A 14828-nucleotide genomic window follows, 5' to 3' on the forward strand; every position below is an offset into this window, starting at 1 on the left:
GCACCCTTTTCAGTCGGCTTCGACCGCGAAGGGCACCCGCGGCGCCACGGCGCACATCAGCTCGTAGCCGACCGTGCCCGCCGCTTGCGCCACCTCGTCGATGGGCAGCACGGCGCCGGTCGAGGCACTCCCCCACAGCGTGACCTCGCTGCCGAACCCGGCGTTCGGCACGGGCGTGAGGTCGATGGTGACCATGTCCATGCTGACACGCCCGACGACCCGTGTGCGAACGCCGTCGACCAGCACCGGCGTGCCGGTCGGCGCATGGCGCGGATAGCCGTCGGCATACCCCACGGCGGCCACGCCGATGGTCATGGGGACATCGGCGACGAAGCTGGACCCATAGCCGACCGTGGCGCCGGGCTGCAGCGTCTGCACGCCGATCAGCCTGGTGCGCAGCGACATCGTGGGCCGAAGTTGCCAATGCGCCGCGTCGTGCGCCGGGAAGTCGGGCGCGCTGCCGTAGAGCACGATGCCCGGGCGCACCCAGTCGGCACGCGTCTGCGGGCCATGGCGCAGCACGGCCGCGCTGTTGGCGATCGAGCGCTCGCCCGGCAGGTCCTGTGTGGCGTGCTCGAACGCGGCGAGCGCATCGGCCACGCCGCGCGGGCCGTCGGCGTCGCTGAAGTGCGTCATCAGCGAAATCTCGTCGACCTGCGGCAGCGCGTTCAGCCGCGTCCAGGCCGCACGGAAGCGCTCGGGCGCGAAGCCCAGGCGGTTCATGCCCGAATTCATCTTGAGGAACACGCGCTGCGGCACCTGCGTCTTGTGGGCGGCCAGCCAGTCGATCTGCGCGTCGCAGTGCACGGCGTGCCACAGGTCCAGCCGCGAGCAGAGTTCGAGGTCGCGCGCGTCGAACACGCCCTCGAGCAGCAGGATGGGGCCGCGCCAGCCGAGCGCACGGACGCGCTCGGCCTCGGCCAGGTCCAGCATGGCAAAGCCGTCCGCCGCACGCAGGCTGTCGAACACGCGCTCGATGCCATGACCATAGGCATTGGCCTTGACGACGGCCCATATCCGCGCGTCGAGCGCCGCACGGCGTGCACGGTCGAGGTTGTGGCGCAGGGCAGCCGGATGGACGGTGGCAAGAATGGGGCGTGGCACGAAAAAAACCTGGTGAGCGTGGGGATTCACCCGCCTCGCATGCCACGGGGGCGACAAGATGTCGGGTTGTGGCCGACATTTTCTCATTTCACCCCATGCTATAACCGCGCATTCGCCTCAGGGCTACGCCCGCGAAGTTTCTTCAACCGCCCTCTTACCCATCGCCAGCAGATCTCTGGCCAGCCAGCCCATCGATGAAGCGCGGTTTCTTCACCATCATGTCGGCCCAGTTCTTTTCGTCGCTGGCCGACAACGCGCTTTTCGTGGCCGCCGTCGAGCTCATGCGCTCGTCGGGGGCGCCCGAATGGCAGCGTGCGGCCCTGGTGCCGATCTTCACGCTGTTCTACGTGGCACTCGCGCCCTTGGTGGGCGCCTTCGCCGACGCGCTGCCCAAGGGCAAGGTCATGTTCATCAGCAATGCCATCAAGGTGGTGGGTTGCCTGATGATGCTGTTCGGCTCCCATCCCCTGCTGGCCTATGCCGTCGTGGGACTGGGCGCGGCGGCCTATTCGCCCGCCAAGTACGGCATCCTCACCGAGCTGCTGCCGGCGTCGCAGCTGGTCAAGGCCAATGGCTGGATCGAAGGTCTCACGATCGCGTCGATCATCCTGGGCATCGTGCTGGGCGGCACGCTGGTCGGCCATACCGTGTCCAGCCACCTGCTGGCCTTCGACTTCCCGTTCATCGACACGGGTGTCGATTCGCCACCGGCCGCCGCCATCGCCTCGCTCATCTTCGTGTACATGATCGCGGCCTGGTTCAACACCCGCATTCCGCACACCGGCGTCAAGATGCGCCCACTGCGCTCGAACCCCGAGCACGGCTTCCTGCGCAACCTGGGCGCCCTGCTGCCCGACTTCTGGCAGTGCAATTCGCGCCTGTGGCGCGACAAGCTCGGCCAGATCTCGCTGGCCACGACCACACTGTTCTGGGGCGCGGGCGGCAACCTGAAATACATCGTGCTGGCATGGGCGTCGCTCGCGCTGGGCTACAGCACTGCGCAGGCGTCGTCACTGACCGGCGTGGTCGCCATCGGCACTGCGGTGGGTGCCGTGGTCGCTTCGATGCGCATGCGGCTGGACATGGCCACGCGCGTGATCCCGCTGGGCATCGGCATGGGCCTGCTGGTGATCTGCATGAACTTCATCGGCAACCTGTGGGTCGCGGTGCCCTTCCTGATCCTGCTGGGCGCCTTCGGCGGCTTCCTGGTGGTGCCGATGAACGCGCTGCTGCAGCATCGCGGGCACAACCTCATGGGCGCAGGGCGTTCGATTGCCGTGCAGAACTTCAACGAGCAGGCCTGCATCCTGGTGCTGGGCGCCTTCTACAGCGCCTGCACCGGCCTGGGCCTGTCGGCGTATTCCGCCATCACCGCCTTCGGCATCGTGGTCGCGGGCTTCATGTGGGTCATCAAGCGCTGGCACGAAAGCAACCTGCGCAAATACCCCGAAGAGGTCGAACACCTGCTGTCGATCGCGCGCAGCGACAAGCACCACTGAGTGCCGCACAGCCGGCGGCGCGCCTTTCCTTCACACCTACCCACGAGGAACGCCGATGGCATCGATCTACGACTTCACCGCACAGGCCATCGACGGCCAGGCCATTTCGTTGGGCGACTACCGCGGCCGTGTGCTGCTCATCGTGAACACCGCCAGCAAGTGCGGCTTCACGCCGCAGTTCGCCGGGCTCGAGGAACTGCATCAACGCTATGCCGATGAGGGCTTGAGCATCCTCGGCTTCCCGTCCAACCAGTTCGGCGGACAGGACCCGGGCAGCAACGATGAAATCGGTGCCTTCTGCACGAAGAACTACGGCGTCAGCTTCCAGATGATGGAGAAGATCGCCGTCAAGGGCGACGACGCCGCCCCGCTGTACCGATGGCTGGTCCAGGAGAAACCGGGCTTGCTCGGCAGCACCGCCATCAAGTGGAACTTCACCAAGTTCCTGGTCGGCCGCGACGGCCAGGTGATCAAGCGCTACGCACCGCTCGACACACCCGCATCGCTGGCAAAGGACATCGAAGCCGCGCTGCGGGGATGAGGGGCTGCGCATCGGCGCACCGGCGCAGGCAGCGCCTTCACGAGTAGATCATTTCCTTCATCACGCTGACGCATCCTCCCGCGGTGCGGATCAGATAGACATGGTGCGTCGCGCTGTGGGGAACGACGACGATCTGGTCGCCCAGACGTTGCAGCGGCTGGGTGTAGCGCAGGTCTTGCGCCGCCACGTCCGCGCAGGGTCGGCGCAAAAGAGGCGCTCCCCAGGCTCGTCGCAGCCGCATCGGTGCGTGCGATCGTCACGCCGAGCGGTGCGAAGGCCATGCCAGCATGGCCGGCATGGCGCCAAGGACGACGCCATATGCACGCGCCTTGGCCTTGGAAACACTCGGTACGAATGATGCGCCCGGCATGTCCGCCCTACCGCAAGCCGATGACCTCGATCTCGACGCGGCGGTCCGACTGCAGGCACGCGATCAACTCAGGCGTCCGAGCCGTACCGGCGCAGTGGGATATCGGCTGCCGTTCGCCCTGGCCTTCGGCACGCACGCGTGCGGGATCAACCCCGTTCTGCACCAGCAACTGCCGTACGGTCTGTGCACGTGCCAGCGACAGCGTGTCGTTGTAGGCCGCGGAGCCCAGCCGGTCCGTATGGCCGGTGACGACGATCCGGTCGAAGGACCGGCCACGCAGGTCCGATGCGAGCTTCTCGATGCGCTGCCGGCCCTCGGGCAGCAGATCGCCTTGCGTGCTGCGGTCGAAACGGAACATTCCGTCGGCGCCCAGGATGGTCTTCGCGGGCACCACGGGTGGAGGCGGTGGCAGCACGACGGGCGGCGGCGGCGCCACTGCGACCGGGGGCGCAAGCAGCTCTGTGCAACCCGGTCCCTTCCAATACATGCCGTTGGTCAGCACGTCGGCATTGAAACGCACCATGTACTGGCAAGTGATGTACTCCGGCCCGCGACCGGTGCGAAAGTGGAAGATGTAGTTCCACTCGCGCACGCCGCCCAGCCCTTCGCTGAAATGCGGAAAGCTCAGCAGATCGCGCACCTGGTCCTTGCCCATGCCCGTGCGCATGGCGCGCAGGGCCTCAAGGCTCGGAAAGCTGCCTTGCTGCCACTTGGCCGAAGTCATGGCGGGGAAGTCGGCGTCCTTCGGTGGTGCCGGGTTGTCGGCGGCAGCGCGCGCCTGCATCTCCGGCGTGATGGTGTAGCTCGGCGAGGCACAACCCACCGTCAGCAGGGCCGACACGCAGGCTGCAATGAGCGGCAGCGCAGAGCCGACGACGGGGGTCTTGGTTTGAAAAATCGTTTTCATGATGAATGCAGTCCTTGTCGTGATCAGTTGAAGACCCACTCGGCGCCGACCGTGGCACCGACGCCCGCACGGCTGGTGGCGACACCGCCCGTCACGCTCCATGCGTTGTTTTCGGAGGTGCGGCGGAAGCTGAGGCCCACCGCACTCTCGCCCTTGAAGGCGCCGACGCCCAGGCGCATGACGGTCTTGCCCGGTACGTAGGTTCCAGGCATCTGCAAGGCCATCGCCGAGGCGACGCCCGCATAGGCGTTCCTGGCGACACCATCGATGCGGTTGTTCACCGAATCGATGCGGCTGTTGAGGTTGTTGTTGACAGCGTTCAACTGGTTGACGTTGACGGCGTCATTGCCCTGCACGCCGGGCGCCACGTTGTGGACCGTGACCGGACCCGTGGCATTGCTGCCCCCCAGCGTCACGTTGCTGTGGTCGACCGAGCCATCCGCATTGGTGTCGTACTTCACCGCGCCCTGGTCCATCTGCATGACCTGGCCCTGCACCGCCTTCAACTGGTTCACGTTCACCGCGTCGCTGTCGCCCGTGCCTGCGGCCACACCGGTGATCTGGCGGTACTGGCCATTGGCCGCATCACCCACCGACACCGCCGCCTGCGTGCTGGTCGTCGCGCCGATCGCTGCGCGCTGCTCGGCTGTCGCGGTCGGTGGCACGTAGCCTGCGACGCCAGCGGCCGTCGACGCGACGGAGCCCGCGCCCAGTGCGACACCACCGGCCTGCGTCACCTGGCTGCCCGCGCCGAGGGCCACGCCCTGCGCCGCATTCGCCTGCACGGTCGCGCCCAAGCCCATGGCAACACCGCCAGCACTGGTGCTTGCAACCGACGCATTCTTGCCGGATGCGATGGCATCCGCACCTGCCGCGCCCAGGTTGTCCTGGTTCGTACCGCCCGTCGAGTTGACGCTGTAGTAATGGGTGGTGGCCGCCGCCTGGGCTGCCGCCAGCTGGTTCAGATTGACGGCGTCCGTGCCGGCGGTACCAGCAGCCACATTGGTGATCTTCTTGCCACCTGCATCGATACCGCTCGCCAGGACACTCGGGCCGTTCGCGATCGTCAGGCCGTTGGTGTCCAGCTTCGAATTGCCCGTGGTGATGCTGTCCGCCATCAGGTTCTTCGACAGGTTGAAAGTCACATCGTTGCTACCGGTGGTCTTGCTGACAACGATGTTGCCGTCGCTGTTCTTCAAGTCCACCGAGGCGCCTGGGGCGACATTGGTGCTGTTCGCACCTTGGGCCGAAATGTTCCAGCCGGCGTTGGCTGCCGTGCTGACCGCATAGAGCTGCGAGCCATTGACCGCATCGGTCGAGCTCGACGAGATCGTGCCAGGGGCGACATTGGTGATCTTCTTGCTTCCAGCGTCGATGCCATTGATCGTCACGCTCGGGCCGTTGGCAATGGTCATGCCGGTCGGACCATAGCTGGTGTTGTTCGTGCCGTCGTTGACGACAAGGCCGTTCGTGTCCAGCTTGCTGTTGCCGGTGGTGATGCTGTTAGCCGCCAGTTCCTTCGCCAGATTGAAGGTCACATCGTTGCTGTCGGTGGTCTTGCTGACCACGACGTTGCCGTCGCTGTTCTTCAGATCCACCGAAGCACCCGGCGTCACGTTCGTGCTGTTCGCACCTTGGGCCGAGACGTTCCAGCCCTTGTTGGCCGTCGCGTCGGTCGCCTTCAACTGCGACACGTTCACCGCATCGGTATCGGCACCACCCGCCGCCACATTGGTGAGGCGACGCTCGGCGCCCTCGGCACCCACGCTCACCACATTGCTGCCGGTGGCCGTACCCGCCACCTTGCCGGTGCCCGGGTTGTACGAAGCAACAGTCGAGGCCGCCACGGTGCTGTTGTTGCCGATACCCACCGCGCCATCCAGACCCTTGTCGATGGTCACGTTGTTGCCCACGACGAAAGCGTTGTTGGCATCAATCTTGTTGTCGTTGCCCACCGAATACGAGCCCGTACCTGTAATGGTCGTCGGGTCGCCGAAGGCGCCGGATTTGTTACCGCTGACGGTGTTGCCCGTACCGACGCTGATGCTGCTCGCGCCCGAGGCCGTGCTGAAGCTACCGATGGCAATGGCGTCATCCGCGGAGGCCTGCGCGCTACTCCCCATCGAGATCGTTCGGTTGGCGGACACGCCATAACCTGCGAAATTGCCGATCGCCACGTTGTCGCTGCCGTTCACGGCAGCACCGGCGGCTGTTCCGCTGGCGACGTTGTTGTCGCCCGTCACGCCGCCGCCAGCACCATCACCGGTTGCCGTGTTGTGGTTGCCCTTGGTATAGCCGCCTGCGAAGTAACCGGTCCAGGTGTTGTAGTCCCCGCTAGAACCCGCCCCCGTGAAGGTGCCGATGGCCGCATTGTTGTTACCGGTCAAGTGCGATGACGAACTCGTGCCAGCCAACGTGTTGCTGCCCAACGTGGTGTTGAAACTGCCATCCCGCCAGCGGCCTGCGTTCTGGCCCACGTACGAGTTGTGCTGGCCCGCGCTGCCGCGCCCGGCTTCGTCACCGATGAACGTGGCATAGAGGTACTGGGAATCCTGGCCCGCGTTGGTGCCGAACATGACACTGTCGCTGCCATAGGTCCGGATGTCGGCCGCCGTCTCGCCCTCCGGGATGTAGCGCTTGCCGTTCAACCCGGCGTTGGCACCGACGACGGTTTCCTTGTTGTAGTTGGCGTGTGCATTCTGGCCGATGGCGACGGAGCCCAGATTGCCGCCGGGCGTCACCACGGTACCGTCCGACAGCTTGACGTCGTTGTGCTTGACCTGCGCTCCAACGCCGATGGCGAGGCCGCCCGCCTGGACGTTGGAGTTGCCAGCCGCGACCGATGCGTTGCGACCCAAGGCGATCGAGTCGGCTGTGTTTGCCGCAGCCCCCGGGCCGATGGCGATGGAGTTGGCTCCGGTCGCCCCGGAATTGGCCAGCGTGGAGTTGCCCGTGGCGGTCGAGTTCACGTGCAGGTACGGCGTCTCGTCCACGCTGACCCACTGTCCGCCCTTCCAGACAGCCATGCCAGCCTGCAGGCCGTTGGCTCCCGTGGTGGCAGTGGTGTTGTAGACCATCATGCCTTCGACCGGCTTGTTGCCGTTGAGGCCCCAGGTCGCTCGGTCTTTCAAAGCGATGCGCGGCATCAGCACGCCGCGGTTGGTGCTTTCAACTTCGAGCATGGAGCCCGGGTTGATATCGGCTGTGCCGTCGGTGATTTGCACCGGTCCGTAAAACTTCGCCCCTTGCGACTGTGCCTGTGCCGCGCCCACTGCCAACAGCAACGTCGCCGTTGCGACGCTCACCCGCAGCCCTCCCTTGCGGCGACCACCGCCGAGTTCAGACGTTGCCACCCAGGCGCCGAGCGCCTCGTTCCATACCGATCGATAAGTCCTGTTCATGCTTTCGCCCCTGTTCCGTAGTTGTTCAATGGCCCGGCGCAACGTTGTTGTTGTTGCTTGGGGTCAACTTTCTTTAGCAGGGGGCGGATGGTGCCGACAAAGGGGCGTCCGCAGCGGGAGGCGCGAGATTTAGCGATATTTGCGCGAAGATCGAATCTGAAAATGCAACTTAGTTGGCATTTACAAAACGCTGCGGTGTTTCACACACTTCTAGAATTGCCGAGGAAGCTGCAGGGAGCGATCGTCGAGTGCAGGTCTGGTGATCGTTGCGGCAGGGGAAATAAGAGAGATAAATACAGGGTGAGAAATTCGAATGATGCGCATCGCAGTGCTGGAGGAGGACACTCATCAACGGGTCCACTTGATCAAGGCCCTGAGTCAGCAGATGGTGATATCCGATGAACACATCGCAATCTGCACCTTCGACAACGGCGAGGCGTTGCGCCGGGCAATTCGCGTGGACACCTTCGATCTGCTGATCCTCGACTGGATCGTGCCCGATCTCGATGGCATCGATCTGCTGCGCTGGCTGCGCGATTCCCAGAAAGACACGACGCCGGTTCTCATGCTCAGCGCGCAGGGATCCGAGCGTCAGGTGGTCCAGGCGCTGGACGAAGGCGCCAACGACTACGTCGTCAAGCCGTTCCGAACGCTCGAGTTGTGTGCACGGGTGCGTCGGCTACTCAAGCAACGCAGGGATTCGACACAGGCCAAGGCCATCACCCAGACGCCTTTGCAGGAACGCTACGGCGCCTGGCTGTTCGATCGCGGGCAATTGTTCGTGGAGTTTTCCGCTCGTGCCGGCGAGCGGGCGCAAAAACATTGCGTGACCGACCGCGAATTCCGCATGGCGCTGGCACTGTTCAGGCACATCGGGCAGCCGGTTTCACGTTCCTACCTGCTCGAGCAGTCCAGCTATCGCGGCGAAAACCTGTCGTCCCGCGCCCTGGACAGCCATATTTACCGATTGCGCAGCAAACTCGGCCTTCATCCCGCCAACGGCATTCGACTTCAAACTGTGTACGGGCAAGGCTACCGGCTGGAATGGGTTCGCGCCGAAGAGTAAAGATCAGCGTTCATCCGTCTATTGAATGTACTTCTAAATAAAAAATTACAAGATGAACCAAATAAATAATTTAATTTTTACTCTAGCCCTACTCATAACCAGCACGGCTTTTGCTTTAGGCCAGCCCGCCAAAAATTACATTTACCTCCCTAATCGCGAAGCAAACGGCCCAAATGTCAGAGCGGAAAAGGCCTTGTTCGATTCGCGTTTTAGCGGGGCGCAAATTGTCTATGCCTGGCGCAGCCTGGAGCCAGTCAAAGACCAATACGATTTTTCCGCGATCAAGCAGGACTTTGGCTATTTGAGTTCTATCAACAAGAAACTCTGGATACAACTACAGGAAAAATCCTTCCAGACCAATAGAAAAAATGTACCGAATGATCTGTTGCTCGATCCCATCTACAAGGGTGGCGTATTGAAACAGAGCATGCTCTCAGCTTCAGAGCGCGATCCTAAAAAACCCGAGACTGATGACGAATACAGGTGGTCGGCAAAGATGTGGGAGAAACCGGTGCGCGATCGCTTCCAAAAGCTAATTGCTGCGTCAGGAAAGGAACTAGACGGGCAAATCGAAGGAATGAATTTTAGCGAGAGCCCTATCGAAATCGGCATCGAGCAGCCGGACGGCACGACCGTTTCCCCCAAAGGATTTTGATCCAAAAACATACGCGAATGCGATCAAGTCAAATATGGAGGCACTGAGTCGCGCTTTCAGAAAATCGACACAAATGGTGTAGGTGAATTTTCTACCTGGCGAGTGGCTACCCTAGCAGGACAAGGGCTATATGCGCAGCTTATTCGCCGAAGCGAAGAAACTGAAAATGAGAGTAGGTGGACCGGACTTGATGCCCTATCGTAAAAGTCATATGGCACAAACCTACGGGTTCTTCAAGGCATATCCAGATACCTTGGCAAAAGGGATGGCAGTCCAGAACGGCAATCTGCGCCAAATCAACCCCAAAACAGGAAAGAAAAACACGGTTGCCGATATTATCGATTTCTCCCGAAACCACCTCGGGCTGGATTATATTTTCTGGGTCGAGGACGAACCCTACTTTACTAATGAGGTGTTGCAGCAATTACCACAGTAAGTGTGGCGATTCGTGTTTGAAATGCCGCGCGACGGACTCAAATCTGAAGCGCAATACCCGGCCCTGTCAAGTGCATCGATGTCGCCCCCCCAACCTGAGGCGACGGTTCATCCCAAACGCGCACCGATGTGTGGGATGCGACTACATCGGTGCAGAAACTAGAAGCGGAAGTCGAGCGTCTTGGGCGCGCCGCCCACCGTCACGGCCTGCCGCTTGCTCATGCCGTCGGTGACCGCTTCCACCGTGTACTGGCCAGCAGGCAGGTTCAGCAGGCATACGGGGCCGCCCGCGCGCAGTTGGACGGGCGCGCCTGCGCCGGTCAGCGTGACCGACACGTCCGCCACATAGGCACCGTCCGCACGCGCGAACAGCAACGAGAGCGGGTGCGACTTCATCGCGGCGCGCATCGCGGTGGATTCGTCGACGCCGATCCCGCCGCAGGCGTAGCTCACCGGGCCTTCACTGCGCATCGGGGGCACCGCACTCTGTGCCTGCACCAGGGTGAGCGCGCTCGCACCGACACAGGCCAGGGCCACACAGCTTTGAACGACCAGCAGACGACGGGGGGACATGGGCGACTCCTCTGACTTGAACATGCGGACAAGCATGCCGCGCGCACCGGTCCGTGCGCGTCAGCCGATGGCGGTGGCGGCTGTCAGGCCGGCGCCAGCGCCGAATCCAGCAGCTCGACCCAGTGCGCCACGGGAATCGCGCTGCCGCTCTGCAGGTGCGTGATGCAGCCGATGTTGGCCGACACGATGGTGGTGGGCTGCAGTTGGTTGAGGTGGCCGAGCTTGCGGTCGCGCAGCGGGTACGCCAGTTCGGGCTGCAGCACCGAGTAGGTGCCCGCGGAGCCACAGCACAGGTGCGCCTCGCTCTTGGCGACCTGCACGTCGAAACCCAGCGCGCGCAGGTTGATTTCGACACCGCCGCGCAGCTTTTGACCGTGCTGCAGCGTGCAGGGCGGGTGGTAGGCCACCACGCCGGACGGGGCCTGCACGCGGCCTCGGAGCAGCGGCACCAGGTCAGGCAGCAGCTCGCTCAGGTCGCGCGTGAGTTCGCTGATGCGCCGGGCCTTCAGCGCGTAGGCCGTGTCGTCGCGCAGCAGATGGCCGTAATCGCGCACCGTCACGCCGCAGCCCGAGGCGTTCATGACGATCGCCTCGACCGCGTCCTGCTCGACCTGCGGCCACCAGGCGTCGATGTTCGCGCGCATCTGCGCCTTGCCGCCCTCCTGGTCGTTGAGGTGGAACTTCACTGCGCCGCAGCAGCCGGCGTCCTTCGCGATCACGGTCTGGATGCCGGCCGCGTCGAGCACGCGCGCGGTCGCGCTGTTGATGTTGGGCTTCATCGACGGCTGCACGCAGCCCGCGAGCAGCAGCACCTTGCGCGCATGCGTGCGCGTGGGCCAGCTGCCGGCAGCCTGGCGCGCAGGCACCTTGGCCCGCAGCGCCTCGGGCAACAGGCCGCGCACCGCCTGGCCCAGCTTCATGGCCGGGCCGAACACGGGCGACGGCAACGCCTCCTTGAGCAGCCAGCGCGTGGCGGATTCGAGCGCCGGGCGCGGCACCTTGTCGTCGACGATCCGGCGCCCGATGTCCACCAGATGGCCGTACTGCACGCCGCTCGGGCACGTGCTCTCGCAGTTGCGGCAGGTCAGGCAGCGGTCCAGGTGCCGTTGCGTGGCGCGCGTGGGCGTCTTGCCTTCGAGCACCTGCTTGATCAGGTAGATGCGGCCGCGCGGGCCGTCGAGCTCGTCGCCGAGCAGCTGGTAGGTCGGGCAGGTGGCCGTACAGAAGCCACAGTGCACGCACTTGCGCAGGATGGCTTCGGCCTCCAGGCCCTCGGCCGTGCCCTGGAATTCAGGAGCGAGTTCGGTTTGCATCGTGGGTGGGTCCCGGTCTTGCCGTTGTTGTTTCTGGAGGCGGCGGCGATGCCGTCGCGGGCGTGCTCCGGCGCCGCGCGGGCTTCAGGCGCGCCACCAGGCCATGCAGCCGCGCACGCAGAAAGGCCGACCGGCGCAGGTCGCGCCGGAACGGCGGCAACGACAGCGCCAGCAGCAGTGCAGCGAGCGGCACCACCCACACGAAACCGACGTACTTGAAGCCCGCCGCGCCCACCAGGCCGCCGACGATGAACATGCCGATGAGGCCGCCGTGCTGGGCGATCGCCGGCCGGCTGGCACGCACGCGGACGTGCTCGGGCGTGTGGCGCTGGTTGCGATAGAACAGCCGCCCCAGCTCGATGCCCAGATCGGTGACGTGGCCGGTCATGTGCGTGGTGCGCATCTTGCCGTGCGACATGATGGAACTCAGCCCGTTCTGCAGGCCCATGATGAAGGACAGCAGCAGCACGGTCAGCGGCACCGCGAAGGGCGTGTGCCAGCTCAGCGTGAGGGCGCCGAGCAACCCGAAGACCAGCAGCAAGGCTGCCTCGAGCAGCAGCGGCATCGCATAGGCACTGCGCAGGTGATGCTGCCGGCCCCAGTGCACGATCATGGCGCTGGTGGCGGCGCCGACGGTGAAGGCCAGCAGCGCACCGACGGCACCGAGCAGCAAGGGCAGATGCCCTAGCACGAGGCCGTCGGCCACCTGCGAAGCGAAGCCCGACATGTGCGAGGTGTACATGTGCACCACCAGCAGCCCGCCGGCGTTCACCGCGCCCGCGTTGAAGGCAAGCAGCAGGCCGAACATGCGGTCCAGCGACAAGGTGCGGTGCTGGCCCGAGAGGTGAAGCAGGCGGCGCATGGTGCAGTCTGATCAATGCGCGAGAAGGCGGCCGCGATTGAAGATGCCGGCCGGATCGAACTCGCGTTGCAGCGCCCGGTGGATGCGCTGCAGCGGCACGCTGAGCGTGTCGAAGCGTGGCAGCGTGCCGCGGTGGCCTTCGGCTGGCTCGAAGAGCGTGGCATGCCCTCCCACGGCGCGCGCGGCCGCGCGCAGCGCCTGGCCCTCTGGCTCGCTTTCGGCGAAGTACCAGCGCAGGCCGCCATGCCATTCGATCAAGGGCGTGCCCGCGACCGGCAGCACCGGTGCGGTCTGCGGAACCGAAAGCCGCCAGAGCGCGTGCGTGCCACGCCGCCCGGCGAACCAGGGCAGCCGCAGGTCGCGGCAGGCGATCCAGTCGGCGGCCGCATCGGGCTGGCGCTCGCCGCCGAGCTGCGCGCAGGCCGCGTCGACGGCCGCTACGGCGCCGCGCAGGCGCAGGTAGAGCGTGCCGACGCCCTGGTCCTCGACCCAGCAACTCGCGTTCAGCGGCAGCGGCCGACCGCCCCAGCCGTGGAGCAACTCAAGCGCATCGGCCTGCGAGCAGTCGAACTTCAACGTGGTCTCGGCCGGGGCGACCGGCAGCACCTTCAGACTGACTTCGGTGATCGGCCCGAGCACGCCCAGCGATCCGGCCAGCACGCGCGAGACGTCGTAGCCTGCCACGTTCTTCATGACCTGGCCGCCAAAGCCCAGCACGTCGCCACGGCCGTTGACCAGCATAGCGCCGAGCACATAGTCGCGCGTCGCACCGACGCTGGCCCGGGCCGGGCCGGCCAGCCCCGCGGCGACCATGCCGCCCACCGTGCCGCCCGGCTTGAAATGCGGCGGTTCGAAAGGCAGGCACTGCCCCTGCCCCTTCAGGAGCGCTTCCAGCTCTGCGAGCGGCGTGCCCGCGCGCACGGTCACGACCAGTTCGCTGGGCTCGTAACTGACGATGCCGGAAAGCGGGCGCAGGTCGAGCACGTCGCCCGCCACCGCCTCGCCATAAAAGTCTTTGGTGTCGCCACCGCGAATGCGCAGGGGGCTGGCCGTGGCGGTCGCCGCCCGGATGCGCTCGACGATGTGATGCAGCTCGGGGTCCATGTCGGCAATGGTACGGCCGCGGGCGTCGCCTGCGTGCGCCGTGCGCGTCAGTCCTCGAAGAAATGCACGGGCAGGCCCGGCGTGGCCACGCGCGTCCAGAGCACGCTGCCCGAAGCCGGCCGCACCGCGAGCTCGGCCTCTGGACGGCCACGGCGCGCGCTGGTGACGAAAAGCGTGCGCAGGTCGTCGCCGCCCAGGCAGGGCATGGTCGGGCATTGCACCGGCAGCGGCAGTGCCTCGACCTGTTCGCCCTGCGGGGTGAAGCGCAGCAGTTGCGCGCCCTCGTACATCGCGGCCCAGTAGTGGCCGTTGGCGTCGACCGTGGCACCGTCGGGGCGGCCCGCATAGCTGGCGCCGTCGTCCGGCGTCCAGCCTTCGGGCTTGGCGGGGAACTGGTGGAACACGCGCGGCTGGCGCATGGCGTTGGTCTCGGCGTCCCAGTCCCAGGCGCGCACCACGTGGGCGGCGGTGTCGGACCAGTACACGGTGCGCTCGTCCGGCGAGAACGCCAGGCCGTTGGCCGTGGTGGCGTCGCCCGCCATCTCGGTCACGCGCGGTGCGATGCCGTCGCGCGCATCCAGGCAGTAGAGCCGGGCGGTGGGGCCGTCCTTCGCCTCGTTGAGTGTGCCGGCCCAGAATCGCCCGCGCGGGTCGCACTTGCCGTCGTTGAAGCGCATGGTGCGCGTGTCGTAGTCGAAGGCGGCCATGCGTGTGAGCGCACCGCCCCATTCACGGGCGCGGTAGATGCCGTCGCGCAGCGCGATCACCAGACCGCCGCGGCGCGCAGGCGCGACGCAGCCCGGCTCGCTCGGCAGCGCCCACCGTTCGACGCTCGCGTCGGCGATGTCGCCACGGGTGCGCAACAGTGCGCGGCCGGCGATGTCCAGCCAATAGAGGGAGCGCTCCTGCGGATGCCAGAAAGGTGATTCGCCCAGCGCGCTGAGGCTGTCGTTGAGGTTGTGCCACATACCGACCATTGTGCATGGGTGCTGGCGCTT

14 protein-coding genes are annotated in these 14828 nt (G+C 65.3%); 5 read left to right on the forward strand and 9 right to left on the reverse strand.

Going from position 1 to position 14828, the window contains the following annotated elements; genetic code table 11:
• Nucleotides 1-9: 9 nt before the first annotated feature.
• Entirely contained in the window at nt 10-1104 is a 1095-nt protein-coding gene (alr, locus tag J2W36_RS08780) for an alanine racemase (RefSeq protein ID WP_307689330.1), read from the reverse strand.
• Between the two features lie 194 nt (nt 1105-1298).
• Between alr and lplT the strand changes: the two genes are divergently transcribed.
• A complete protein-coding gene (gene lplT / locus J2W36_RS08785; RefSeq protein ID WP_307689331.1) occupies nt 1299-2603 on the forward strand; it encodes a lysophospholipid transporter LplT in 1305 nt (434 codons plus the stop codon).
• 55 nt (nt 2604-2658) lie between these two features.
• On the forward strand, nt 2659-3144 hold the full coding sequence (locus tag J2W36_RS08790) for a glutathione peroxidase (RefSeq protein WP_307689332.1): 486 nt from the start codon (nt 2659-2661) through the stop codon (nt 3142-3144).
• A 37-nt stretch (nt 3145-3181) separates the two neighbouring features.
• On the opposite strand, the gene J2W36_RS08795 is transcribed toward J2W36_RS08790, so the two are convergent.
• The 3 genes from J2W36_RS08795 to J2W36_RS08805 all read right to left on the reverse strand — a co-directional run bounded on the left by J2W36_RS08795 (nt 3182) and on the right by J2W36_RS08805 (nt 7822).
• Complete coding sequence (locus J2W36_RS08795) at nt 3182-3385, reverse strand: hypothetical protein (RefSeq protein WP_307689333.1); 204 nt, start codon at nt 3383-3385, stop codon at nt 3182-3184.
• 136 nt (nt 3386-3521) lie between these two features.
• Nucleotides 3522-4421: an OmpA family protein gene (locus J2W36_RS08800; protein WP_307689334.1), complete on the reverse strand. Its 900-nt coding sequence runs from the start codon at nt 4419-4421 to the stop codon at nt 3522-3524.
• 23 nt (nt 4422-4444) lie between these two features.
• On the reverse strand, nt 4445-7822 hold the full coding sequence (locus J2W36_RS08805; RefSeq protein ID WP_307689335.1) for a phage tail-like protein: 3378 nt from the start codon (nt 7820-7822) through the stop codon (nt 4445-4447).
• A 313-nt stretch (nt 7823-8135) separates the two neighbouring features.
• Between J2W36_RS08805 and J2W36_RS08810 the strand changes: the two genes are divergently transcribed.
• The 3 genes from J2W36_RS08810 to J2W36_RS08820 all read left to right on the forward strand — a co-directional run bounded on the left by J2W36_RS08810 (nt 8136) and on the right by J2W36_RS08820 (nt 9979).
• Nucleotides 8136-8888, forward strand: coding sequence for a response regulator transcription factor (locus J2W36_RS08810; protein WP_307689336.1), 753 nt, complete (start codon nt 8136-8138; stop codon nt 8886-8888).
• 52 nt (nt 8889-8940) lie between these two features.
• On the forward strand, nt 8941-9543 hold the full coding sequence (locus tag J2W36_RS08815; protein WP_307689337.1) for a hypothetical protein: 603 nt from the start codon (nt 8941-8943) through the stop codon (nt 9541-9543).
• Between the two features lie 130 nt (nt 9544-9673).
• Nucleotides 9674-9979 carry a hypothetical protein gene (locus J2W36_RS08820; protein WP_307689338.1) on the forward strand — a complete coding sequence of 102 codons (306 nt, stop codon included), beginning with the start codon at nt 9674-9676 and terminating at the stop codon, nt 9977-9979.
• Between the two features lie 158 nt (nt 9980-10137).
• On the opposite strand, the gene J2W36_RS08825 is transcribed toward J2W36_RS08820, so the two are convergent.
• From J2W36_RS08825 to J2W36_RS08845, 5 genes are all read right to left on the reverse strand, one after another.
• Nucleotides 10138-10551 carry a peptidase associated/transthyretin-like domain-containing protein gene (locus J2W36_RS08825; protein WP_307689339.1) on the reverse strand — a complete coding sequence of 138 codons (414 nt, stop codon included), beginning with the start codon at nt 10549-10551 and terminating at the stop codon, nt 10138-10140.
• A gap of 83 nt (nt 10552-10634) precedes the next feature.
• On the reverse strand, nt 10635-11864 hold the full coding sequence (gene glcF, locus J2W36_RS08830) for a glycolate oxidase subunit GlcF (protein ID WP_307689340.1): 1230 nt from the start codon (nt 11862-11864) through the stop codon (nt 10635-10637).
• Complete coding sequence (locus J2W36_RS08835; RefSeq protein WP_307689341.1) at nt 11842-12726, reverse strand: YoaK family protein; 885 nt, start codon at nt 12724-12726, stop codon at nt 11842-11844. Before J2W36_RS08835 ends, glcF begins: the two co-directional genes overlap by 23 nt.
• Nucleotides 12727-12738: 12 nt before the next feature.
• Entirely contained in the window at nt 12739-13830 is a 1092-nt protein-coding gene (gene glcE / locus J2W36_RS08840; protein ID WP_307689342.1) for a glycolate oxidase subunit GlcE, read from the reverse strand.
• Nucleotides 13831-13877: 47 nt separating this feature from the next.
• Nucleotides 13878-14798 carry an SMP-30/gluconolactonase/LRE family protein gene (locus J2W36_RS08845; RefSeq protein ID WP_307689343.1) on the reverse strand — a complete coding sequence of 307 codons (921 nt, stop codon included), beginning with the start codon at nt 14796-14798 and terminating at the stop codon, nt 13878-13880.
• Nucleotides 14799-14828: the final 30 nt, after the last annotated feature.

The sequence above is a fragment of the Variovorax ginsengisoli genome (genome assembly GCF_030811835.1).
In the GTDB taxonomy this organism is placed as follows: Bacteria; Pseudomonadota; Gammaproteobacteria; order Burkholderiales; family Burkholderiaceae_C; genus Variovorax; species Variovorax ginsengisoli_C.

What these genes read in the sequence shown, in the direction of transcription:
- glcE (WP_307689342.1), bottom strand. Translation starts at nt 13,830, where the DNA reads ATGGACCCCGAGCTGCATCACATCGTCGAGCGCATCCGGGCGGCGACC.
- J2W36_RS08790 (WP_307689332.1), top strand. Translation starts at nt 2,659, where the DNA reads ATGGCATCGATCTACGACTTCACCGCACAGGCCATCGACGGCCAGGCC.
- J2W36_RS08810 (WP_307689336.1), top strand. Translation starts at nt 8,136, where the DNA reads ATGATGCGCATCGCAGTGCTGGAGGAGGACACTCATCAACGGGTCCAC.
- J2W36_RS08795 (WP_307689333.1), bottom strand. Translation starts at nt 3,385, where the DNA reads ATGCGGCTGCGACGAGCCTGGGGAGCGCCTCTTTTGCGCCGACCCTGC.
- lplT (WP_307689331.1), top strand. Translation starts at nt 1,299, where the DNA reads ATGAAGCGCGGTTTCTTCACCATCATGTCGGCCCAGTTCTTTTCGTCG.
- J2W36_RS08825 (WP_307689339.1), bottom strand. Translation starts at nt 10,551, where the DNA reads ATGTCCCCCCGTCGTCTGCTGGTCGTTCAAAGCTGTGTGGCCCTGGCC.
- J2W36_RS08800 (WP_307689334.1), bottom strand. Translation starts at nt 4,421, where the DNA reads ATGAAAACGATTTTTCAAACCAAGACCCCCGTCGTCGGCTCTGCGCTG.
- J2W36_RS08805 (WP_307689335.1), bottom strand. Translation starts at nt 7,822, where the DNA reads ATGAACAGGACTTATCGATCGGTATGGAACGAGGCGCTCGGCGCCTGG.
- J2W36_RS08835 (WP_307689341.1), bottom strand. Translation starts at nt 12,726, where the DNA reads ATGCGCCGCCTGCTTCACCTCTCGGGCCAGCACCGCACCTTGTCGCTG.
- glcF (WP_307689340.1), bottom strand. Translation starts at nt 11,864, where the DNA reads ATGCAAACCGAACTCGCTCCTGAATTCCAGGGCACGGCCGAGGGCCTG.
- J2W36_RS08820 (WP_307689338.1), top strand. Translation starts at nt 9,674, where the DNA reads ATGCGCAGCTTATTCGCCGAAGCGAAGAAACTGAAAATGAGAGTAGGT.
- J2W36_RS08845 (WP_307689343.1), bottom strand. Translation starts at nt 14,798, where the DNA reads ATGTGGCACAACCTCAACGACAGCCTCAGCGCGCTGGGCGAATCACCT.
- J2W36_RS08815 (WP_307689337.1), top strand. Translation starts at nt 8,941, where the DNA reads ATGAACCAAATAAATAATTTAATTTTTACTCTAGCCCTACTCATAACC.